20 protein-coding genes are annotated in these 20,675 nt (G+C 43.3%); 12 read left to right on the forward strand and 8 right to left on the reverse strand.

Annotation, left to right across the window (positions count from 1 at the left end; translation table 11 throughout):
* Positions 1-179 precede the first annotated feature (179 nt).
* Positions 180-1,124, forward strand: a complete 945-nt coding sequence (locus IEW05_RS03435) for a phosphotransferase family protein (RefSeq protein WP_308420372.1) — start codon at positions 180-182, stop codon at positions 1,122-1,124.
* Positions 1,125-1,237: 113 nt separating this feature from the next.
* Here the strand turns inward: IEW05_RS03435 and rlmD are convergent, their stop codons facing one another.
* Positions 1,238-2,794, reverse strand: a complete 1,557-nt coding sequence (rlmD, locus tag IEW05_RS03440; protein ID WP_188535844.1) for a 23S rRNA (uracil(1939)-C(5))-methyltransferase RlmD — start codon at positions 2,792-2,794, stop codon at positions 1,238-1,240.
* Positions 2,795-2,958: 164 nt separating this feature from the next.
* Here rlmD and recQ point away from each other — a divergent pair, with 164 nt between their 5' ends.
* The gene (gene recQ, locus IEW05_RS03445; protein ID WP_188535847.1) at positions 2,959-4,800 is read left to right on the forward strand and encodes a DNA helicase RecQ; all 1,842 of its coding nucleotides are present in this window, start codon (positions 2,959-2,961) and stop codon (positions 4,798-4,800) included.
* Positions 4,801-4,811: 11 nt separating this feature from the next.
* Entirely contained in the window at positions 4,812-6,584 is a 1,773-nt protein-coding gene (locus IEW05_RS03450; protein WP_188535848.1) for a B12-binding domain-containing radical SAM protein, read from the forward strand.
* A gap of 103 nt (positions 6,585-6,687) precedes the next feature.
* Here IEW05_RS03450 and IEW05_RS03455 read toward each other — a convergent pair whose 3' ends face one another.
* Genes IEW05_RS03455 through mnmL form a run of 4 tightly spaced genes read right to left on the reverse strand, consistent with a single transcriptional unit; the run spans position 6,688 to position 9,611 of the window.
* The gene (locus tag IEW05_RS03455; RefSeq protein WP_188535851.1) at positions 6,688-7,617 is read right to left on the reverse strand and encodes an alpha/beta hydrolase; all 930 of its coding nucleotides are present in this window, start codon (positions 7,615-7,617) and stop codon (positions 6,688-6,690) included.
* Between the two features lie 28 nt (positions 7,618-7,645).
* Positions 7,646-8,047: a VOC family protein gene (locus tag IEW05_RS03460; RefSeq protein WP_188535853.1), complete on the reverse strand. Its 402-nt coding sequence runs from the start codon at positions 8,045-8,047 to the stop codon at positions 7,646-7,648.
* 21 nt (positions 8,048-8,068) lie between these two features.
* Positions 8,069-8,656 carry a tRNA 5-(aminomethyl)-2-thiouridylate-methyltransferase MnmM gene (gene mnmM, locus IEW05_RS03465; RefSeq protein WP_188535855.1) on the reverse strand — a complete coding sequence of 196 codons (588 nt, stop codon included), beginning with the start codon at positions 8,654-8,656 and terminating at the stop codon, positions 8,069-8,071.
* Position 8,657: 1 nt separating this feature from the next.
* On the reverse strand, positions 8,658-9,611 hold the full coding sequence (gene mnmL, locus IEW05_RS03470) for a tRNA modification radical SAM protein MnmL/YtqA (protein WP_373285818.1): 954 nt from the start codon (positions 9,609-9,611) through the stop codon (positions 8,658-8,660).
* Positions 9,612-9,945: 334 nt separating this feature from the next.
* Here mnmL and trmB point away from each other — a divergent pair, with 334 nt between their 5' ends.
* The gene (trmB, locus tag IEW05_RS03475; RefSeq protein WP_188535859.1) at positions 9,946-10,659 is read left to right on the forward strand and encodes a tRNA (guanosine(46)-N7)-methyltransferase TrmB; all 714 of its coding nucleotides are present in this window, start codon (positions 9,946-9,948) and stop codon (positions 10,657-10,659) included.
* A gap of 60 nt (positions 10,660-10,719) precedes the next feature.
* Here the strand turns inward: trmB and IEW05_RS03480 are convergent, their stop codons facing one another.
* Together IEW05_RS03480 and IEW05_RS03485 are read right to left on the reverse strand one after the other, a co-directional pair.
* Positions 10,720-11,856 (reverse strand): MGDG synthase family glycosyltransferase, encoded by a 1,137-nt coding sequence (locus IEW05_RS03480; protein ID WP_188535861.1) that lies wholly within the window; start codon positions 11,854-11,856, stop codon positions 10,720-10,722.
* Positions 11,857-11,912: 56 nt separating this feature from the next.
* On the reverse strand, positions 11,913-12,440 hold the full coding sequence (locus IEW05_RS03485; RefSeq protein WP_188535863.1) for a phosphatase PAP2 family protein: 528 nt from the start codon (positions 12,438-12,440) through the stop codon (positions 11,913-11,915).
* Between the two features lie 605 nt (positions 12,441-13,045).
* Here IEW05_RS03485 and IEW05_RS03490 point away from each other — a divergent pair.
* From IEW05_RS03490 to IEW05_RS03510, 5 genes are all read left to right on the forward strand, one after another.
* The gene (locus IEW05_RS03490) at positions 13,046-14,284 is read left to right on the forward strand and encodes a glycosyltransferase family 2 protein (RefSeq protein ID WP_188535865.1); all 1,239 of its coding nucleotides are present in this window, start codon (positions 13,046-13,048) and stop codon (positions 14,282-14,284) included.
* 288 nt (positions 14,285-14,572) lie between these two features.
* A complete protein-coding gene (gene infC / locus IEW05_RS03495; protein WP_188535867.1) occupies positions 14,573-15,067 on the forward strand; it encodes a translation initiation factor IF-3 in 495 nt (164 codons plus the stop codon).
* Positions 15,068-15,151: 84 nt separating this feature from the next.
* Positions 15,152-15,352 carry a 50S ribosomal protein L35 gene (rpmI, locus tag IEW05_RS03500; RefSeq protein WP_188535869.1) on the forward strand — a complete coding sequence of 67 codons (201 nt, stop codon included), beginning with the start codon at positions 15,152-15,154 and terminating at the stop codon, positions 15,350-15,352.
* Between the two features lie 30 nt (positions 15,353-15,382).
* Complete coding sequence (gene rplT / locus IEW05_RS03505; RefSeq protein WP_188535871.1) at positions 15,383-15,742, forward strand: 50S ribosomal protein L20; 360 nt, start codon at positions 15,383-15,385, stop codon at positions 15,740-15,742.
* Between the two features lie 170 nt (positions 15,743-15,912).
* The gene (locus IEW05_RS03510) at positions 15,913-16,239 is read left to right on the forward strand and encodes a hypothetical protein (RefSeq protein ID WP_188535873.1); all 327 of its coding nucleotides are present in this window, start codon (positions 15,913-15,915) and stop codon (positions 16,237-16,239) included.
* 11 nt (positions 16,240-16,250) lie between these two features.
* Here IEW05_RS03510 and IEW05_RS03515 read toward each other — a convergent pair whose 3' ends face one another.
* A complete protein-coding gene (locus IEW05_RS03515) occupies positions 16,251-16,706 on the reverse strand; it encodes a GNAT family N-acetyltransferase (protein ID WP_188535875.1) in 456 nt (151 codons plus the stop codon).
* A gap of 566 nt (positions 16,707-17,272) precedes the next feature.
* Here IEW05_RS03515 and ilvB point away from each other — a divergent pair.
* From ilvB to ilvC, 3 genes are all read left to right on the forward strand, one after another.
* Entirely contained in the window at positions 17,273-19,018 is a 1,746-nt protein-coding gene (ilvB, locus tag IEW05_RS03520; RefSeq protein WP_188535878.1) for a biosynthetic-type acetolactate synthase large subunit, read from the forward strand.
* Complete coding sequence (ilvN, locus tag IEW05_RS03525; protein ID WP_188535881.1) at positions 19,015-19,503, forward strand: acetolactate synthase small subunit; 489 nt, start codon at positions 19,015-19,017, stop codon at positions 19,501-19,503. Before ilvB ends, ilvN begins: the two co-directional genes overlap by 4 nt.
* A 173-nt stretch (positions 19,504-19,676) precedes the next feature.
* Positions 19,677-20,669 carry a ketol-acid reductoisomerase gene (gene ilvC, locus IEW05_RS03530; RefSeq protein WP_188535883.1) on the forward strand — a complete coding sequence of 331 codons (993 nt, stop codon included), beginning with the start codon at positions 19,677-19,679 and terminating at the stop codon, positions 20,667-20,669.
* Positions 20,670-20,675: the final 6 nt, after the last annotated feature.

Raw genomic sequence — 20,675 nt, forward strand, 5'->3', positions numbered from 1 at the left:
TAAGGGAGATTTATCCCTATAGTTCGCTCTTTTGTTTCGTGTTTATCTGTTAATTTCTGATTCAATAGTTATAATATTAGAATAATAAAAGGAATAATAAGGGAGACATTCTATTGACTACGGCAATCATATTCTCTTCGAATAAGCTAGGTACAATAACTGATTCTCAATTACAGTCCATGCTTGATCGATTTAACTTAGGTAAACTCATATCATCTGAGAAAACAGAAAAAGGTGCGATGGGGCAGACGATGTTTGTCACATCTACGGAAGGGAAATTTGTATTTAAAGGTAACCCTTTGTTTCCGGAACAATTTGCTGAGGAAAAGTATTTTGTTGAAAATATTAATCATCGCACTGGAATAGCTGTTCCAACTCCGTATTTAATAGATGATATTGCAGATATTTTTGATTGGGCGTATTGCATCATGCCTTGCCTTGGTGGTAGTCACATGAACTCTCAGCAAATCAAAGCGAAACAAACGATAGATGACAAATTACAAATTGCTGAATTAATAGCTGATTCGTTGGCTGTCCTTCATAATTGGAAGGTTACTGAATATGGCGAGTTAGATACGAAGGATTTCACAATACATCCTTTTGAAAATTCATATCGAAGTTGGCTTTATACCAGAATTAGATTTTGGTTGGAAGATGCTAAGAAGTATTCAGTCATAACATCTGAAGATGTTCTATGGGTGGAAGATTTATTAGGGACTTCGCAGGCTTGTTTTGATAAATTAAGCTCCCCTACATTCGTGATGGGAGATTTTAAAGCTGATAACTTCTTATTAGAATTAGAAAATAATACTTGGAAAATAAGTGGTCTATTCGATTTTACTAATGCGTATTTTGGCGATCCCCTTGCTGACTTAATAAAGATGATCATTATGTATATAGATAATGACGAGGAAGAAGTGGCGAAGCATCTTGTATCAGTTTATCTAAACCAAACTGGGCAGATAGAAGCTTATAAAGAACGAATTAGAGTTCATATGCTTCAGCAACGGATTTTGGATTGGGGATGTGCCAAAGCGATGGGCATGGTTTCCTGGGATGATGAGCAGTCATTTTCTGATTGGGTAGAATATTACACGGGTGCAGCGATGAATTTGTTGAACTGAGTTCACATTCTTTTGTCAAAGAGTATGAAAATAAAGACGACTGCCACGGGGCAGCCGTCTTTGTGTTAACGGGAAAGATCGTACATATCATAAGTGAAATCGCTTCGTCTCAATTATGGATTTAAACTTAACAATACGACACACTCTACTTGACTTGTCTGTGGGAACATATCGATAGGTTGTACCCATTCCATGGTGTATCCTCCGTCTAGCAAAACCTTGCAATCCTTGGCGAGAGTGGAGGGATTACACGACACATACACGAAACGTTTAGGTTTCGTACGCAGAACAGCTTCCACAAAACTTGGATGGAGTCCGGTACGTGGTGGATCTGCGATGATAACGTCAGGCGAGAATCCACTCTTAACCCAGCGTGGCAGTAGATCCTCTGCATAACCTTCATAAAATGTTACATTATCGCGTCCGTTAAGAGATGCGTTGTCTTTTGCATCCAATATTGCCTCGGAGATGGATTCAATCCCCCGAACCTCTCGCGCATAAGGAGCTAGCCATAGGCCAATCGTGCCAGTCCCGCAGTAAGCGTCAACGACGGTCTCGCGACCGGTGAGTGCAGCAGCTGCTTTTACAGATTCATACAGTTTGACCGTCTGTAGTGGGTTCAATTGGAAGAACGCACGCGGCGATAGGGTGAATTCCAAATCACCAAGCGATTCCCTAATCCCTTCTTCTCCCCATATAAGAAGCGTTTTATCCCCAAATATCAGGGAGGTGTTCTTCGAATTAACGTTCATGGATATGCTGACGAGTTCTGGAATCGCGAGCCTGAGCTCTCTCACGAGTAGATCACGTTTTGGCAGCTTGTCACTCGCTGTCACAAGCGTGAGCTGAAGTTGCTCAGATTGAAATCCCCAGCGAACAACGATCGTGCGAATGAATCCTAGATTTCCTCGATCTTGGCCCTTATGAACTGGAATGTTGAGGCTTTGGAGTACTTGTCTTGTTTTGTTCACAGCTTCATTTACCTTAGGATGTTGGATAGGGCAGCCCGTAATATCTACAAGTTTGTGGGAATCGGCGCCATACAGTCCAGCGATGATTTCTTCCTTCTGCATGCCTAGTTGGAGCTGCGCTTTATTGCGATAATCCCAAGGATGTTCCATGCCAAGGATCGGTTTCATTTTGAGCTCCTGGGTCCCGGCGAAACGGGAGAAAGCTTCGCGAACGATCTCTTCCTTGCTTTTTAATTGTCCTGCGTAGGAGAGATGTTGGATCTGGCACCCTCCACAGATACCGAATACAGGGCAGGGAGCATCAACCCGATCTGGTGAACGCTTCTCAATTTTGGCAATGTCAGCACTGATGAATTTGCTCTCGGACCGCGTTACTGTAGCCTTGATAACCTCACCAGGTAGTGCACCTGGAATAAATACGGCCTTACGTCGATAATATCCGACGCCCTCGCCATTAATCCCGAGTCTCTTTACCGTTACAATAATTGTATCTCCAATGTGCAACTCTTCGGCATGCTCACGATCTTGCACCCTCTGTGCAGACGGTTTGGATTTAACCGATCCAGAGGAAGTATTGGTTTTCCCTGGCTTATAAGGTTTTTCGGATTTACCAACAGAGTGATTTTTTTTAGAGTTCAATGGTGTTTGATGTCCCCTAGATTTATTAGTGGGACGTTTAGCGTTTTTTGGTTCGTTCATAGTTTTAATTCTCCATCCTTGAAATTTCTACAGACTCAATATACCACGTAGAGGGTGGCAAGTACCATGTACTGACGAAGTCAATTTGCCCAATTTCCTCAACCCCGTTAAACTGGAAGGATAGATGGTTCAATGAGCAAGTGAAACGTAAGGAGCTTATTAAAATGAATTTGGTAGAACTTCATATGGAACAAGCCCAGGCTTATTTGCAAAAATACTACGGTTACCCCGATTTCCGTGAAGGACAGCGTAAAATTGTGGAGAGTGTGCTCTCAGGCTCAGATACTCTTGGCATTATGCCAACGGGTGGGGGCAAGTCAATTTGTTACCAAATCCCGGCTTTGATCTTGCCGGGGCTGACGCTGGTTGTGTCACCGCTTATTTCATTGATGAAGGATCAAGTGGATGCACTTACAACGATGGGAGTGCCAGCAGCTTATATTAACAGTACACTTTCTGGTAAAGAAGTGAACGACCGCATCCGGGCTGCAAAGCGTGGTGAGCTTAAGCTGCTCTATGTTGCACCTGAACGGCTGGAGCTGGACTGGTTCCGTGACGAGATGAGCAGTTTAGAAATTTCTTGCGTCGCAGTAGATGAAGCGCACTGTGTATCTCAGTGGGGTCACGATTTTCGGACGAGTTATCTCGCTGTATCGCCATTTGTGAACGGGCTACCCGAGCGTCCGATCGTAGCAGCATTTACCGCAACGGCAACACCGGAAGTCATGGATGATATGATCCGGTTACTTCGTTTGGAGGAACCGTCTTTATTTATTACCGGATTAGGTCGAGATAACCTCTCCATGTCGGTGCTACGTGGCGAGAATAAACGTGAATTCGTTTTGAATTACGCGGAGACTCATGCCCATCAGCCAGGAATCGTATATGCGGCAACACGCAAAGAGGTTGATGATCTATACGAGCGTTTGCGTCAATCGGGTATACCAGCTGGTCGGTACCATGCAGGCTTACCAGATCGCGAACGTGAGGAGAGCCAAGAAGCGTTTCTTTACGATGATATTCGCGTCATGGTAGCGACGAACGCGTTTGGTATGGGAATCGACAAGTCGAACGTTCGCTACGTCATTCACTACAATATGCCTAAGAATATGGAAGCTTATGTACAGGAAGCGGGACGAGCGGGGCGTGATGGTGAGCCCAGCGATTGTATTCTGCTCTTTAGTCCTCAGGATATCATGACACAAAAATTTCTGATTGAGCAAAATCCCCAAGATGGGGAGCGGAAGCGGAATGAATATCGCAAGCTTCAACAAATGATCGAGTATTGTTATTCAACCAATTGTCTAAGATGGGGGATGTTAGACTATTTTGGAGAAGTTCATGATCGTAAGCCTTGCGGTATTTGTAGTTCTTGCCGAGACGAACGTGAATTGGTTGATATGACCGTCGATGCGCAGATTATTTTCTCCTGTATCCATCGGATGCGTGAACGTTTCGGAGTTTCATTGGTTGCTTCGGTATTAAAAGGTTCGCAGAACAAGAAGGTTCTTCAATACGGATTTGATACTCTACCTACTTATGGAATGATGCGACGACGCACGGAGAAAGAAATATCAGAACTCATTAATCTTTTAATTGCGGAAGGCTATCTAGCTTTGACTGAAGGTCAGTATCCGGTAGTCCGCCTACAACCGTTATCGGTTGACGTATTAAAAGGACAGCATCAGGTCATGATGCGTGCTCCAGAACCTGTGTTGTCCAAAACTGCTAGTAGTAGTGGGAGTCGTCGAAGAGGTAATGCTTATGATGACGGACCTTCAGCGGTTAATGAGACGATATTTGAGCAGCTTCGCCTGATCCGTCGTGAATTAGCCGAGCGGGATCGTGTTCCTTCTTATATTATTTTCAATGATGCAACACTTCGTGAGATGAGTATGATCTGTCCAACCACGGAGTCGGATATGTTAAGAATTAAAGGGGTCGGTGAGGTCAAATACCGTAAGTATGGCCGGCCATTTCTTGAGTTTTTTCAAAATATGGAATAGGGTTGTGAATTATGAAAGTCATCTTGTCTACATTAAATGCTAAATATATACACACATCATTAGCGATACGGTTACTGAAGGCATACAGCGAGCACCAATTTGACATCGAGTTAGCTGAGTATACAATCAAGGATCCTGTAATGAATGTTGTATCTGATCTATTTCAGCGCAAACCGGATGTCATTGGATTCTCGTGTTACATTTGGAATATTGAAGAGACTATTCGTTTGGCTGATCTCTTAAAGAAGGTGCTACCGGATTGCAAAATCGTGTTGGGTGGACCTGAAGTTTCATATGATACGCAGTATTGGATGGAACGGGCGAAGAATGTTGACTTTATCGTGATGGGAGATGGAGAAGAGACCTTTCATCATCTCTTACAGGAGATAGAGGGCGACCAGAAGTACCATTATGTATTTGGTGCCGCTTATCGTAAGGGAGATGAAGTTGTTGTTAACCCGGGGCGACCGAAAAGTGATCTGAATACCTTACCGACACCTCATCGCTTTCCTGATGACCTTCCAGATTTAGGTAAACGAATCGTGTACTTTGAGACAAGCCGTGGTTGTCCGTTTAGCTGCCAATTTTGTCTCTCTAGTATAGAAGTAGGCGTACGTTATTACGATATTGAACGGGTCAAGTCGGACCTGCTTTACTTGATTGATAATGGCGCAAAAATAATTAAATTTTTGGACCGTACATTCAACATTAACCGTAGTTATGCGATGGAAATGTTTCAATTCCTTATTGAGAATCATAAGGGTTGTGTATTCCAATTTGAAATTACAGCTGACATTATGCGTCCAGAGGTTCTTGATTATTTAGCTGAGAATGCCCCGCCTGGTATTTTCCGCTTCGAGATTGGGGTACAGTCGACCAATGACGCCACGAATGAACTCGTTAAACGTCGCCAGAACTTTACCAAACTTTCCCGAACGGTCATGAAGATCAAGAACAGCGGGAATATTGATCAGCATCTTGACCTTATTGCCGGATTACCTGAAGAGGATTACGCTAGCTTCCGCAAAACTTTCAATGATGTGTTCGCCATGCGTCCAGAGGAACTTCAGCTTGGATTTCTGAAGATGTTGAGAGGAACCGGACTGCGAAATGAAGCTGCTAAATATAACTATGTTTACATGGATCATGCACCTTATGAAATCCTTGGAAATGACGTCATGCCTTTCTCAGATATCATCTCTTTGAAGCGGCTAGAAGATGTACTAGAGAAATATTGGAATGCACATCGAATGGATCATACGCTTAACTATTTGATGAAATATGAATTTGAATCGCCGTTCGATTTCTTCCAGGAGTTTGGTGATTACTGGGAAGAGCAGGGATGGCAACGTATTGGTCACCAACTTGAAGATTTGTTCACCCGTCTACAACAATTTCTAACTCGGCGTGGTCTCAAAGAGCCAGGGATCGTTCTTGGTCTGATGAAGTTGGATTATTTCCTGGGTCATAAATATAAGCCGCGGAAAATATGGTGGGAGGATCGGACACCTAAAGACATGCGTGTGAGTTACTTCAAGAAACTCGCAGATGAGCCTTCTAAGGTATCTGATGATTTTGCAGCTCGTCATCTCGATGAACGTGAATTACTGAAATTCGCGGTAGTTGAAGAGCTTCCATTCCTGCTGAATGACGTATTAGAGGATAAGGTTATTACGGAGTCTAATGGTCAGGGTTCATTACTTGTGATCTTGTATCAGCAATCAGAAGATGAGGTTCCGGTCTTTTATTCCATGCCCTTAGTACCAACACAAAATGGGGGATAGACTTATCTAGTAAAATTATTGTCGAATAGTAGCAGAATAAAATCCACTTGACTTTGGTCAAGTGGATTTTATGTTAAACAGGCTGAACATTTAATTGGTGAAGTTACTTCGTGTGACGAACTAACCAATCGACAACATCTGCAGTCACTTCGTCCCGATTCGTTTCATTAAGCATTTCGTGTCTTCCGCCCGGGTACATTTTCAGTTCAAGATCTTGTATTTGAAGCCGCTTATATATATCTACAAGTCGCTGAACTCCGGTCCCATTCTTCCCGACGGGGTCTTTATCCCCCCCGAATATATATACGGATTTTTGTTTGGAGATTTTGGCCATATTGTTTGGACGATGTATTTCTAAAAGTAATGTAAAGAAATCTTGAAAGAAACTAGCACTGCACAGGAATCCGCAGAATGGATCATCTATGTACTTATCCACTTCGGCTGGATCTCTGGAGAGCCAATCGAACTTCGTGCGAACAGGAAGGAAATTCTTGTTGAAGCTTCCGAAAGTGAGCGCATTCAACATCAAGCTAGGATGACGTTCACCTTGCAACATACCTTGAAAACGTGCAAGATTTTGTCCCATATGCAGTAAACCCTGAGGACCATTGGTTCCAGTCAGGATAAATCCGATGTAGTTTTGCTGGCCTGCGTACATTGTTTTTTGGGTTAGAAAGGATCCCATGCTGTGACCGAGTAAAAATAGAGGTAGATTCGGGTGTTGCTCTTTAATGATATCGCCAAGTTTGACAATATCTCGCACCATACCGTTAAATCCATCCTTGCCCGGATAACCAAGCTCTTCAGAATTTTGGGCTGTTTTACCATGACCTCTATGGTCGTTGGCATACACTTGGAAGCCTTGTTGCGTCAACTCACTGGCAAAACGTTCGTACCGTTTGGCCGTCTCCGTCATGCCATGTGCAATCTGCACAACACCCCTAACGGGGATCGATTCATCTTCAGAAGTCCAATGATATACAAAAACTTGTTGCCCCGCATCATTCTGAAAAGTGAAATTTTCCTCTCTCAACGATCACACCATCCTTTTAAGAGTTTCATTAATCTGATAAATGCACCGGCTCAAAAAATTCAATCTTTTCACCATCAGGACCGTTGAAGAAGAAAAAACGACTTTCGTTAGCTAGTGTACGAATTTCACGATCCAGTCCTGAAAGTTCTAACCCTGCGATCCGAGAATATTCTTGTTCAATCTGACTTACTGTAAATGCAATATGGTGAACCCGGCCTTCATTAGGAAGGTCATCACCTCCGCGGATAGAAATCAATTCGATCTCGACATTATCTTGCCCCGGAAATGCTAAAAAAGCAAGACGAAGATCGCTGTCTACTTCACCAATTATATTGAGCAATTTTAGACCGATTACTCGTTCATAAAATTCGATTGAGTCCTCAAGTGCGGATACACGAATACCGATGTGTTCTATTTTTCTGATCGACATAAATGTTCCCTTTCTTAATCCTTATTTTTTCTCAATAGCGATGAGATAAGGAGCAGTTGGTCTTTGCGGTTGACGATATACAATGGCTTGTCCGGTGGAAGAGGGGAGGTTTGCAGCCCATGATTCAACGGCCTTAGCCTCCTGATCCCCTCCAGGATGTCCTGGGTAGAGAACTACAGTTATTAGACCTCTGGGACGAAGCAAAGAAACCCCAGTTTCAAGAGCTTCCAAGGTGCTCTCCGTCAGAGTAATAACCGAATGGTCAGCCCCTTCGGTAGGGAGATAACCCAAATTAAACATAATAGAACCTAGTTGACCGTGCACTTCTGATGGAAGAGCATACTTTATTTCGGCATGACTACGGTGTAACAAGGTTACCTGTGCAAGCTTGGTATTTGCAGGTTTAGCCTTGTCTAGCCGTGCCTGGGTAATGTCTAATGCCTCTGACTGAACATCAAAGGCAAAGACATGTCCACGTCTTCCACAAGCCTGCGCTAGAAACAACGTGTCTGAGCCCGTACCTGCCGTTGCATCCACAGCGTAATCGCCAGGTTGAAGTCTTTCACTTGTAAGTTTGTGTGCAAAACTTAGAACAGAGAGGAAGCCCATATTAGCGACCTCTCCAATACTTACCTTGCCAAGAGTCACGCTGCTTCAGTTCATCGTCAATCGCATTGAGAACTTCCCATTTCTTCAGACTCCACATTGGACCAACCAGCAGGTCACGCGGTGCGTCTCCTGTTAGACGGTGAACGATCATTTCAGGTGGCAAAAATTCTAGTGTGTCGACGATAAGCTTCACATATTCGTCTTTCTCTAGAAATCTCAGCAGACCAGCTTCATATTGCTTAACCATTGGAGTTTTGCGCATGAGATGAAGCAGGTGAATCTTAATACCTTGCACATCCATGGCGGCGACTGCACGTCCCGTATCCAGCATCATCTCATGCGTTTCCTGTGGTAATCCATAAATGATGTGGGTACACACACGGATGTTTCGGCTACGAAGCTTCGCCACCGCATCCAAATAACATTGACTATCATGAGCACGGTTAATGAGCTCAGAAGTGGACTCGTGAATAGTCTGTAATCCCATTTCTACCCATAAGTAAGTCCGTTCATTAAGCTCAGCTAAATAATCAACTACATCATCCGGTAGACAATCCGGTCTAGTAGCGATAGACAATCCAACAACTCCTGGTTGCTGTAGAATAGCCTCGAAGTATTCGCGGAGCTCATCTACAGGAGCATAAGTGTTGGTGTATGCTTGGAAATAACCAATATACTGCGCATGAGGCCACTTGATGTGCTGTTTATCGCGGATTTTGTTGAATTGTGTAACAAGATCATCACGTCGACTTCCTGCAAAATCGCCCGATCCGCGTGCACTACAGAAGGTACAACCGCCTTTGGCAATGGAACCGTCCCGATTTGGACAAGTGAATCCGGCATCCAGCATAACCTTAAATACTTTGCCACCAAACTCCTCGCGCATTTCCGTATTCCATGTATGAAATCTTTTGTCTCCCCACAATTGGGGAGGGGTACTTGGTAGTGTTTTCATCATAACTCCTTTATTCTGTCACAAAAAATATGTTTCATTGTATCTTTGCCATAAAACCGTATTAATTCACGGCTTCCACAGTTCCATTGTATCAAAATTTTCAGAAAAAGGGGAATCTGGGGTGCTGACTTTCTTGCGATGAAATAGAGATTATGTTACTTTGAATGTATTAAAAACGTTGGACCCCAATTCCAAAATATATTGAAAAAGGAATCAAGCAAACCGTCTCCCCGGCGGTCGCAAGATTCCTTTTTCACTGTTTTTACTCTTTACAATTGAGTAGATCTTAGGCACAATTATGCAAGAATGGATTATAAGAAAGCGGAGGAATGACATGCGTTTACGCGGTAGGAAAGGCATACGCGAGAACCTTGAGCAACAGCAGGATCTCGTTATATTAGAGCCTAAAGAATATAAAGGCCGTTGGTCAGAATTGTTCGGTAATGATCGTCCTATTTACATCGAGCTAGGGATGGGGAAGGGACAGTTTATTAGTGGAATGAGCGTTAAATATCCGGAGGTCAACTTTATCGGCATGGATATGTACGATGAATTGATTCGTCGTGCGAGTGAGAAGGTTCGTACCATATGGAATGATCAGGAAGAGGGTACGGGCAAACCGGAGAGTGTTCGACTTGCACTTGGAAATATTGAATCCATTGAAGAGATTTTTGCACCTGGTGAAGTGGAGCGGATTTATTTGAATTTCAGTGATCCGTGGCCAAAAGCTAAGCATGGCCGCAGACGACTAACACATCCGCGTTTTTTGGATAAATATGTCGAGTTGTTGAATGAGCGTGGTGAAATACACTTCAAGACAGACTCACGGGATCTCTTTCAATTTTCACTTAACGCTTTTGCAGCGAGAGGATTGCAGATGAGTAATATTTCATTGAGTCTCCACGCGAATGGCATTAATGAAGAACATGTTATGACAGAATACGAGAGCAAATTCGTGGGGCAGGGAATGCCGATACATCGTTGCGAGGTCATCATCGGTTCAGAGGCTTTGCGTAACTATCATGACCACAAAATGGATACATTTTAATATAGCAAAAAGCCGCCAACCCCTGATTCTTTGTGGGTGGCGGCTTTTTTGCACCGAATATTAAATAAGAGCTTTGCTATTACTTTCTAAGATATCAATAATTGCCTGCGCGCTCTGCATCGGATGATAGCTGGCAATTTCACTGAGGACCTTCTCACGTTCCTGTGTTACTCCCTCATAATCATCAGTCAAACGCTTAATCCAATTGGTGATATCATCCAATGAACTAATCGGTGTTCCCCAACCTTGTGCAGCGAAATATTGCGAGTTCTCTTCTTCCTGACCTGGTAGTGGCTTATGGAATAACATAGGTATTGCCTTGGCCAATCCTTCCGAGCAAGTCATGCCACCGGGCTTCGTAATCAGAAGATCGGATACTTCCATCAGTTTGTCAATTTCTCTGGTAAAGCCCAGAAGATGGACATTCGGATGAATGAAGCGAGGATCTCGTTTCATCTTCTCCAACGATTTGACATTACTCCCGAAACAGAAGATAAGCTGGATTTGGTCTCTATGCATGGCAAGTAGAGAATGTACCGCTTCATCCTTCATAAATCCCCAACCGCCGCCCATGATTAGAATCGTAGGCATGTCGTGTAAATGAAATTGCTTCCGGATGTCATCTTTTCCGTGACGTTCCCAAAAGTTTGGATGGATTGGAATTCCAGTAATCTGAATCTTATCCTCTTCGACACCACGTTCCAGCAGCTTCTCCTTCACTGGATCTGTAGATACCAGGTAACGGTTGACTTCAGCACTGACCCAAGTTCCATGGGCATCATAGTCAGTTATAACTGTGCATAATGGTACATCTAGTCCGAGTCGCTTCATGCGCGAAATAACGGCACTAGGGATCGGATGAGTACACACAATGACATCGGGATGGAGTTGCTGAATGATTTGGGTAGTGTGCGTATAAAATAGCCGGTGAAGAGCCAGCGTCGTTAATCGGTTTAACGATTTTTTGTAGTTGCTGCGATACATCATACGAACAAGTCGCGGTTGAGTAAACACCGTTTTTTTGTAGGCAGTTATTATAAACGGTGCCATTCTCGGATTTAGGAAGCTGCCGAGTTCCATCACTTTCGTCTGCACATGAGGCGCTATCTTACGTAAACTGCTCGATAAGGCATATGCAGCTTGAGTGTGTCCAGCTCCAAACCCCTCAGATAAAAGTAAGACTCTTTGTTTATGCACTATAGTTTCACCTTTTCCCGCAAGGTATTCCCATTAACAATTTAACAATATCTTCTTTACGCCCATAATGCAACAGTTCCGAGCGCAACTGAGGTACCGATTATTAGCCCAGCAAGAACATCGGACGGATAGTGTAATCCCAAATAAATCCGGGAGAGTCCAACTAACAGCGCAATAGGACCAAGAACAAGTATAAGTGCTGGTTGAGCTGCTATAAATGGCATTGTCACCGAGAATATAGCTGTAGTATGCCCGGAAGGAAAAGAATGATCAGTTAGTGGATTCCTAAAAGTGTTCGTTCCTGGTATCGCCAAATAAGGTCGGATACGAGGATATAATTTTTTGGCAAGAGCGACTGGAATATGGCTGATCGCTAATGCAACACCTGCTTGAAGAGCTACCGTATGCCAAGGTTCAGGGCTTACCCACCAGATGAATAATACGGATATGATCGTGAATCTGGCCCCTCCTAAATGGGTAAGATGATACAGCCAAAAGTTGAGAAAACTCCGGTGCAAACGACCGTTGATTCCCATGAAGAGCTGCTGATCAAGTTGTATAAGTCTTTCAAATAAACGATTCATGTGATCCCTCCTCGCTTCAATTGGCCGCGAGTACGGCCCCAAATTGCACTCTTTTGAGTTAGGGTTTGTCGTAGCATGGCATTTTCGGGTTAGACCTATCATATTTTTATTCGATGACCTTTTCAAGGATAGAGGTCAATTTTTTTATTGAAATGAGTGTTGCTTTTTTGACTCTGAACTATTCAACCTTTACAATGATTCAAATGATATCAAAAAAGTTTAAAGAAAAATGAGTTATTTGGTAAACTTTTAAATTTTTTATTCGTTTATAAATGCAGGGATTAATTTTAAATGGCTAGTAAACGAAAAAAAAAGGGGGCATCAGGAAATAAAAAATGCCAAAATGGATGAAAATAAGAACTAAATTACATTGATTGAAGGCAACGATGTTGCCTTGTGGAGTTATATACTGACTAAGGCGCTTTTTTCGCCATATGAGGCTCTACAAGGGCTTTGACAAATGGATAAAAGTCAAGGAAAATCGTAATGCGTTAACTAGATGTAAATTTTCAGGTGAACGTTAATACAAAGGGTCATTACAAAAAAAGAAAACTCCACACTATGTAGACAAAGAATCGTGGAGTTCATAGGGGGTACAAAAAAATATGATCGACACCATCTTGGTATCACTGCAAATCGTTCTGGCAGTAGTAGGTTTGTATCAATTTGGACTATCTTTATTTGGCATGTACAAGAAAAAGAGAAAAGAAACTTTTGCGCCAAATAAATCTTTTGCTGTGCTGGTAGCGGCACACAACGAAGAACAGGTGGTAGGGGCTCTTATGGAGAACCTGAAGCACCTTAACTATCCGAAGGAACTTTACGATGTATTTGTAATTTGTGATAATTGCACAGACGGTACGGCGGCGATTGTCCGTAGCCATGGCATGAATGCTTGTGTGCGTACAAATCAAAATTTGCGCGGTAAAGGTTATGCGATTGAATGGATGTTGAAAGAGCTTTGGAAAATGCCTCGCCAATATGACGCGGTTGTTATGTTTGACGCTGATAACTTGGCGCATCCAGATTTCTTGAGTGAGATGAACAATGATCTGTGTTCTGGGGCTCGTGTCATCCAAGGTTACATCGATACGAAAAATCCTGAGGATTCATGGATTACTGCCTCTTATGGTATTTCGTACTGGTACTGTAACCGTTTATGGCAGTTGTCTCGCCATAACTTGAAGATGGCCAACTTCCTTGGCGGTACAGGAATGTGCTTTGAAACCGAGCTTCTGAAGGAAATCGGATGGGGAGCCACAAGTTTGGTTGAGGATTTGGAATTTACAATGCGCTGTGTTGAGCGGGGAATTTACCCGGTATTTAACTATGATGCAAAGCTGTTTGATGAGAAGCCTCTCACATTCAAGGCCTCAGCACGTCAAAGATTGCGTTGGATGCAGGGTCACTTTACAGTAGCTCGGCGTTATTTCTTCCCGTTATTGTGGAAGAGTATCAAAGAACGCAATTTGGTGAAATTAGATATGGCTTTGTATGGTGCTAACGTGTACATTGTGTTGTTGACGTTCCTGATGACTGCCGTAGTATGGGTGGATCAATCGTTTATGGGCGAGCCGCACTTAGCGAATCTGTATGGTTACTTCCCGTTCTGGGTATCTTTCGTAGCAATTGCAGCTAACGTGTTCATTTTCCTAGCGGCAATGGCTCTGGAGAAAGTAACTTACAAAAAAGTATACGCTTATCTCGTTTTGTTCCCGATTTATTTATTGTCGTGGTGGCCGATTACGTTCTACGCGTTCTTTACGCAAAACAACAAGCAATGGAGCCATACGAAACATACTCGTGTTGTTCGGCTTGAAGAGGTACAAAGTAAACAAGGTTAATAATTAATAAAAAAAGTGATGGATGACGCTTGACTTGTCGTCATCCTGTATGCTATATTACTTTGAGTGTTGCAACAATTAATAATGGATTGCAAGCAGAAGCCAATGCTTCTCACCTGTTCAACTTTTTTTGTTGGCTGGTTTTGATCCAATGATTTATGAATGGTATATTCATGAAGAATTGATCAATTTGGGGATGCGGGCGTTAACCTGCATCCCTTTTAATTTTGACTTATAGTCGTAAAGGTAACGAATATTTGGAGGTGGATATTTATCAGTAAGGAACATTTGATCAATGATGAGATACGGGCCAAAGAAGTACGTTTAGTAGGTGCTGAAGGCGAGCAAATTGGTATCAAACCAATTCGCGAAGCACTTCAAATGGCTATCGACCTGAATCTGGATCTGGTTAACGTCGCTCCGACGGCTAAACCGCCGGTATGTCGGATTATGGACTACGGCAAATTCCGTTATGAGACGCAGAAGAAAGAGAAAGAAGCCCGTAAGAATCAGAAGATAGTGGACATCAAGGAAGTATGGTTCCGTGCCAATATTGAGGAACATGACTACCAGACGAAGCTTCGTAACGTGATCAAATTTTTGAATGAGGGCGACAAGGTTAAATGCTCGGTTCGTTTCCGCGGACGTGAAATCGCCCATGCCGACCTAGGAAAGAAAATTTTAGACCGCGTTAAAGAAGAGGTTGCAGAAATCTGTAGTGTTGAACGACTTCCAAAACTGGAAGGTCGCAGCATGATTATGATCTTGGCACCAAAAAACTAAAGCATTCGCTCACTTCTACAGGCAGTTCCGCTCTAGCGGAATACTCGCGAAGTGTAAGCTCACAAATTCTGAGGGGGAAGTATAATGCCTAAAATGAAAACCCACAGCAGCCTGAAAGGCCGCTTTAAGATTACTGGTACAGGTAAAGTAAGACGTTACAAAGCTAACCGTAACCACTTGCTTTCGCACAAGTCCAAACGTGGTAAACGCGTACTAGCGAATAGCCCTGTAATGTACTCAGGTGACGTTAACCGTCTTAAACAACAATTAGCTAATTTGAAGTAATTAACATAACTTTTTGGGAGGTTTATTAATATGGCAAGAGTAAAAGGCGGATTTGTCGTTCGTCGTCGTCATAAAAAAGTATTGAAGCTTGCTAAGGGCTATTTTGGTTCGAAACACCGCATTTTTAAAACTGCTAATGAGCAGGTAATGAAATCCCTGATCTATGCATACCGTGACCGTCGTCAAGTGAAACGTGATTTCCGCAGATTGTGGATCGTACGTATCAATGCGGCAGCACGTTTGAATGGCTTGTCTTACAGCAAAATGATGCATGGCCTTAAATTGGCTGAAGTCAACATCAACCGTAAAATGCTTGCTGACTTGGCAGTGAATGATCTTCCTGCGTTCAATTCTTTGGCTACTGTAGCTAAAGAAAAGATCAATGCTTAAGCAATTGAATTCATAAAACAATAGGGCGACTCAATCTAGTATTATACTGGATTTGAGTCGCCTTTTTTTTGTGATAAGGCGATGGCGTAATCTGAATCCGCTTATAACGAATATGTTGAGTTAAAGACAGGGTATGGTCTTTGAACAATAAATTTCGGAGGAGGGTTTCCATGAGCAGAACGGTTACGAAAAAGGAAGCCGAGAAATGGATTGGTAAATCCATTACCGCTTACAAGAAGGATGGTAGCATCGTTACGGGCAAACTGATGAAAATCAGTGGTAATCGTCTGATATTAAGTCCTAATTCCAAAAAAAAGGTAAGTACGAAAGCGATTATTCCACTTGTTTTGTTTGATCTGCTAGCGATTGGAACTGCGCCTTACGTTGGTGGTTATGGAGGCTATGGCTACGGTGGTGGGTATGGAGGATATGGAGGAGGGTATGGTGGATATGGTTATCCTGGCTATGGTGGATATCCGTATGGTTATTTTCGGTAACTAGGATGAGTTTACGTTCTCATAGTTAGCTTCTTCTCCAATTCGTAACATTGGGATAGCTGAATGTAGCGGATCATTTGGTAACCTAACTTCTCGTAGAATAGGTGGGCTCGGGAGTTGCCCTGGTCCACCATTACTTTTGACCGCGTGCATCCACGGGAACTAGCGAAATTTTCTGCCTGAGACATAAGCGTTTTGCCTTGCTGCTTCCGTTGATACTCTGGTGCCACTGCCATCATATCGATATATAACAGTTCACCGTGAATCATAAAGTGAATGAATCCCACTAGATCGGCTTCGTAGTGAGGTGAAGCTACTAGCGTAACACCGCGCGATAGCCTTTTGGGCAGCTCCTCAATAACCTTGTTCAATTCGTTTGTGGGCAAACTTGAGAAAGGGACAAGCTCCTCTTTAATCAAGTTGTAAATATCAGGATCATCCTGTTTGGGCCTTCTATAGCGGATCATTTCGCTCGTATTCCTCCTTACTGTGCATAAATTGGGCGCTATTTAATATCATATGACAGTAAGGGGAAGAAGCGTTCCAATGATCGTTTTTTTGTTAAATACGAGATCATGTACGAAAAGGGTATTGACGGGGCGTGTAAACTAATCATATAATGTTTCTAACATTTTACGTTCATAGTGCATCGGCGATGATGAGGACGAAGGTTTAGGGGCTCTTTGCTCAGAGAGTGGCTGGAATTGCTGAAACCACCACCATAATTCCCTTAAATACGAGCTCACCTCGGAGCTGTTTTCTTGAAAAGCTTTAGTCAGGTAAAGTATCCTGTGGAACTTTACACCATAAGCCTATTAGGGAGAATCGTCAGGTCTGCGTTAGAGACCACGAGTACAGGCTAGCCATGCTTATACTCGTCAAGGCTTGGCATTGCGAAATGCTGGGTAAAAATGGGTGGTACCACGGAAGATATAACCTTTCGTCCCTCGGAATAGGAAACTATTCCGGCGGGATGGAAGGTTTTTTTGTTGTATGATTGGGAACTGCCTAACATTTGGAAGGAGGATGACTGATGAGTGCGCATATTCCAGAAGTGCAGTCTACAGATGAGTTACGTCAGAAATGGATGAAACCGGAGATTATTTCGGGTTCAGAAATCTTGCTTCGCAGTTTGCTGTTAGAGGGTGTTGAATGTGTCTTCGGTTATCCAGGAGGCGCGGTGTTATACATCTATGACGCTTTGTATGGATTTACTGATTTCAAGCACTTACTAACAAGGCATGAACAAGGAGCTATCCATGCTGCGGATGGATATGCCCGTGCTAGTGGTAAAGTGGGAGTTTGTATTGCAACTTCCGGTCCGGGAGCGACGAATACAGTTACAGGAATTGCAACGGCGTTTATGGATTCGGTGCCTTTGGTAGTCATTACCGGGAATGTGGTTTCTAGCTTGATCGGTACAGATGCATTCCAAGAAGCCGATATTACTGGGATTACGATGCCGATCACGAAACACAGTTACTTGGTTCGAGATGTAGAAGAACTGCCTCGTGTTATCCACGAAGCGTTTCATATCGCTAATACGGGACGTAAGGGACCAGTACTCATTGACATTCCAAAAGACGTATCGGCGAACAAGACTTTGTTCCAACCAGGTCAATCATTAAAGCTTCGTGGTTATAATCCAACAGTTATTCCGAATCGACTGCAGCTTGATAAGCTAGCAACTGCGATTCAAGAGTCAGAACGTCCAGTGATCATCGCTGGTGGAGGCGTGGTATACTCTGGAGCACATGAAGAACTGCTTAAGTTTGTGACTCAAACAGAAATTCCAGTAACAACAACCTTACTTGGTCTTGGTGGATTTCCAAGTGGTAACGAATTGTGGATGGGTATGCCGGGAATGCATGGAACATACACAGCGAACCAGGCAATACAGCAAGCGGATCTCTTGATCAATATCGGCGCACGCTTCGATGATCGCGTGACAGGTAAGCTGGATGGATTTGCACCACTAGCGAAGATCGTCCACATTGATATCGACCCGGCCGAAATTGGTAAGAACGTGAAGGCCGACATTCCAATTGTTGGTGATGTCAAAACGGTTCTAGAATTGTTAAACCCGCTCGTGAGTCGTAGTCACAAGGCTGATGCTTGGAGATCCAAAATCAGCGAGATGAAGAAAAACAAGCCGTGGAAATATATTGATTCCGAAACAGAATTAAAACCACAGTGGGTTATTGAATTGCTGAATGATACAACAAACGGTGAAGCAATCGTAACGACGGATGTTGGACAACATCAGATGTGGGCGGCACAATATTATAGATTCAATCAGCCGCGTTCAATGATTACCTCTGGTGGTCTAGGTACAATGGGCTTCGGATTCCCGGCAGCAATCGGTGCGCAAATGGCTTATCCTGAACGTTTGGTCATCTCGATCAATGGTGACGGAGGCATGCAAATGTGTGCTCAAGAGCTTGCGATTTGTGCGATCAATAACATTCCGGTAAAAATTGTAGTCATTAACAATCAGGTGCTTGGAATGGTTCGACAATGGCAGGAGTTGATCTACGAGCAGCGTTATAGCCATATCGATTTAGCAGGCAGTCCAGATTTTGTGAAACTGGCAGAGGCCTATGGTGTTAAAGGGTTACGTGCAAGTAACAAAGATGAGGCTAAACAAGTTTGGCAGGAAGCTATGGATACGCCAGGACCTGTTCTAGTGGAATTCGTAGTCTGCAAAGGCGAAAACGTATATCCGATGGTACCTCAAGGTTCTACCATTGATCAAATGTTGATGGGGGACAGTGAATGATGATGAAGAGCCATGCGATTTCTGTGTTAGTGAACGACCAACCGGGAGTTCTGCAACGTGTGTCGGGTCTTTTTGGAAGACGTGGGTTCAATATTGAGAGCATTACCGTTGGACAGTCGGAGGAAATGGGATTGTCCCGGATGGTCATCGTGACCCAAGGTGATGACAAGACCTTGGAACAAATCGAGAAGCAACTTTATAAGTTGATCGATGTCATCAAGGTTGTAAATCTAAGCTCCAAACCGATGGTAGGCCGTGAATTGGCGTTAATTAAAGTCAAGTCTGAGCCAGCTGAACGTCCTGAAATTATGGGAGTCGTTGAAACGTTCCGTGCGGCTGTCGTCGATATCGGAACCAATAGCATGATTGTCCAGGTTGTTGGTGATACCGATAAGATCAATGCAATGATTGAGCTGTTACATCCATATGGCATTCGGGAATTATCTCGGACCGGAGTTACAGCGATGATCCGGGGTAATGCGTAAGTAATCCAAATGTAAAAGTATTTGTACGACCCGCACCTAAGGCGGGCGTTTGAGAGGATCGAATAGATATAATCTCTCATTACGGTCCTTTGAAACGCCCGCTCATTAGGCGGAAATATAATATAAATAGGGGCATGCTTAAACGCTACCCACAAATTTAGGAGGCTAAAAAAATGGCAGTTACTTTGTACTATGAACAAGATGCAGAACTTAGCGTATTAAAAGGAAAGACAATCGCAATTATCGGTTATGGTAGCCAAGGACATGCGCACGCACAAAACTTGCGTGAGAGCGGTTTGAACGTAGTTATTGGTCTCCGCGCGGGTAAATCTTTTGATAAGGCAAAAGAGGATGGCTTTGAAGTGTTGTCCGTTGCGGATGCTACTCGCCGCGCAGATGTAGTACAAATTCTAATGCCTGATGAAACACAAGCATCTGTATACAATAGCGAAATCGCACCAAACCTCAAAAAAGGTGCAGCTCTATTGTTTGCACATGGATTTAACGTACATTTTGGCCAAATCGTACCTTCAGTAGACAATGATGTTCTACTTGTAGCTCCTAAATCTCCTGGCCACATGGTTCGTCGTACTTATGTTGAAGGCTTTGGCGTTCCTGGATTGATCGCAATCCACCAAGATGCAACTGGCAAAGCGAAAGAAATCGGTCTTGCTTATGCAAAAGGTATTGGTTGTACTCGTGCAGGGGTTATTGAAACTTCATTCCGTGAAGAAACAGAAACCGACTTATTCGGTGAACAAGCTGTACTTTGCGGTGGTGTGAGTGCACTGATCAAAGCAGGTTTTGAAACATTAACTGAAGCCGGTTATGCTCCAGAAATGGCATACTTCGAGTGTCTGCACGAACTTAAATTGATCGTTGATTTGGTATATGAAGGTGGACTAGCTACAATGCGTGATTCCATCTCCAATACAGCTGAATACGGCGATTATGTAACTGGACCTCGCATTGTTACTGACGAAACGAAAAAAGCGATGAAGGCCGTATTGACCGACATCCAACAAGGTAAATTTGCTCGTGACTTCATCCTAGAGAACCAATCTAATCGTGCTTTCCTCACGGCGACTCGTCGTAATGAGGCAAATCATCCGATCGAAGTGGTTGGCCGTGAATTACGTGGTCTAATGCACTGGATCAAGAAATAATAATTT

The sequence above is a fragment of the Paenibacillus segetis genome (assembly GCF_014639155.1).
GTDB lineage: Bacteria > Bacillota > Bacilli > Paenibacillales > Paenibacillaceae > Fontibacillus > Fontibacillus segetis.

What these genes read in the sequence shown, in the direction of transcription:
- trmB (WP_188535859.1), top strand. Translation starts at nt 9,946, where the DNA reads ATGCGTTTACGCGGTAGGAAAGGCATACGCGAGAACCTTGAGCAACAG.
- IEW05_RS03460 (WP_188535853.1), bottom strand. Translation starts at nt 8,047, where the DNA reads ATGTCGATCAGAAAAATAGAACACATCGGTATTCGTGTATCCGCACTT.
- IEW05_RS03490 (WP_188535865.1), top strand. Translation starts at nt 13,046, where the DNA reads ATGATCGACACCATCTTGGTATCACTGCAAATCGTTCTGGCAGTAGTA.
- IEW05_RS03515 (WP_188535875.1), bottom strand. Translation starts at nt 16,706, where the DNA reads ATGATCCGCTATAGAAGGCCCAAACAGGATGATCCTGATATTTACAAC.
- rpmI (WP_188535869.1), top strand. Translation starts at nt 15,152, where the DNA reads ATGCCTAAAATGAAAACCCACAGCAGCCTGAAAGGCCGCTTTAAGATT.
- ilvB (WP_188535878.1), top strand. Translation starts at nt 17,273, where the DNA reads ATGAGTGCGCATATTCCAGAAGTGCAGTCTACAGATGAGTTACGTCAG.
- mnmM (WP_188535855.1), bottom strand. Translation starts at nt 8,656, where the DNA reads ATGGGCTTCCTCTCTGTTCTAAGTTTTGCACACAAACTTACAAGTGAA.
- rlmD (WP_188535844.1), bottom strand. Translation starts at nt 2,794, where the DNA reads ATGAACGAACCAAAAAACGCTAAACGTCCCACTAATAAATCTAGGGGA.
- IEW05_RS03510 (WP_188535873.1), top strand. Translation starts at nt 15,913, where the DNA reads ATGAGCAGAACGGTTACGAAAAAGGAAGCCGAGAAATGGATTGGTAAA.
- IEW05_RS03450 (WP_188535848.1), top strand. Translation starts at nt 4,812, where the DNA reads ATGAAAGTCATCTTGTCTACATTAAATGCTAAATATATACACACATCA.
- ilvC (WP_188535883.1), top strand. Translation starts at nt 19,677, where the DNA reads ATGGCAGTTACTTTGTACTATGAACAAGATGCAGAACTTAGCGTATTA.
- rplT (WP_188535871.1), top strand. Translation starts at nt 15,383, where the DNA reads ATGGCAAGAGTAAAAGGCGGATTTGTCGTTCGTCGTCGTCATAAAAAA.
- mnmL (WP_373285818.1), bottom strand. Translation starts at nt 9,611, where the DNA reads ATGAAAACACTACCAAGTACCCCTCCCCAATTGTGGGGAGACAAAAGA.
- IEW05_RS03435 (WP_308420372.1), top strand. Translation starts at nt 180, where the DNA reads ATGCTTGATCGATTTAACTTAGGTAAACTCATATCATCTGAGAAAACA.
- IEW05_RS03485 (WP_188535863.1), bottom strand. Translation starts at nt 12,440, where the DNA reads ATGAATCGTTTATTTGAAAGACTTATACAACTTGATCAGCAGCTCTTC.
- recQ (WP_188535847.1), top strand. Translation starts at nt 2,959, where the DNA reads ATGAATTTGGTAGAACTTCATATGGAACAAGCCCAGGCTTATTTGCAA.
- ilvN (WP_188535881.1), top strand. Translation starts at nt 19,015, where the DNA reads ATGATGATGAAGAGCCATGCGATTTCTGTGTTAGTGAACGACCAACCG.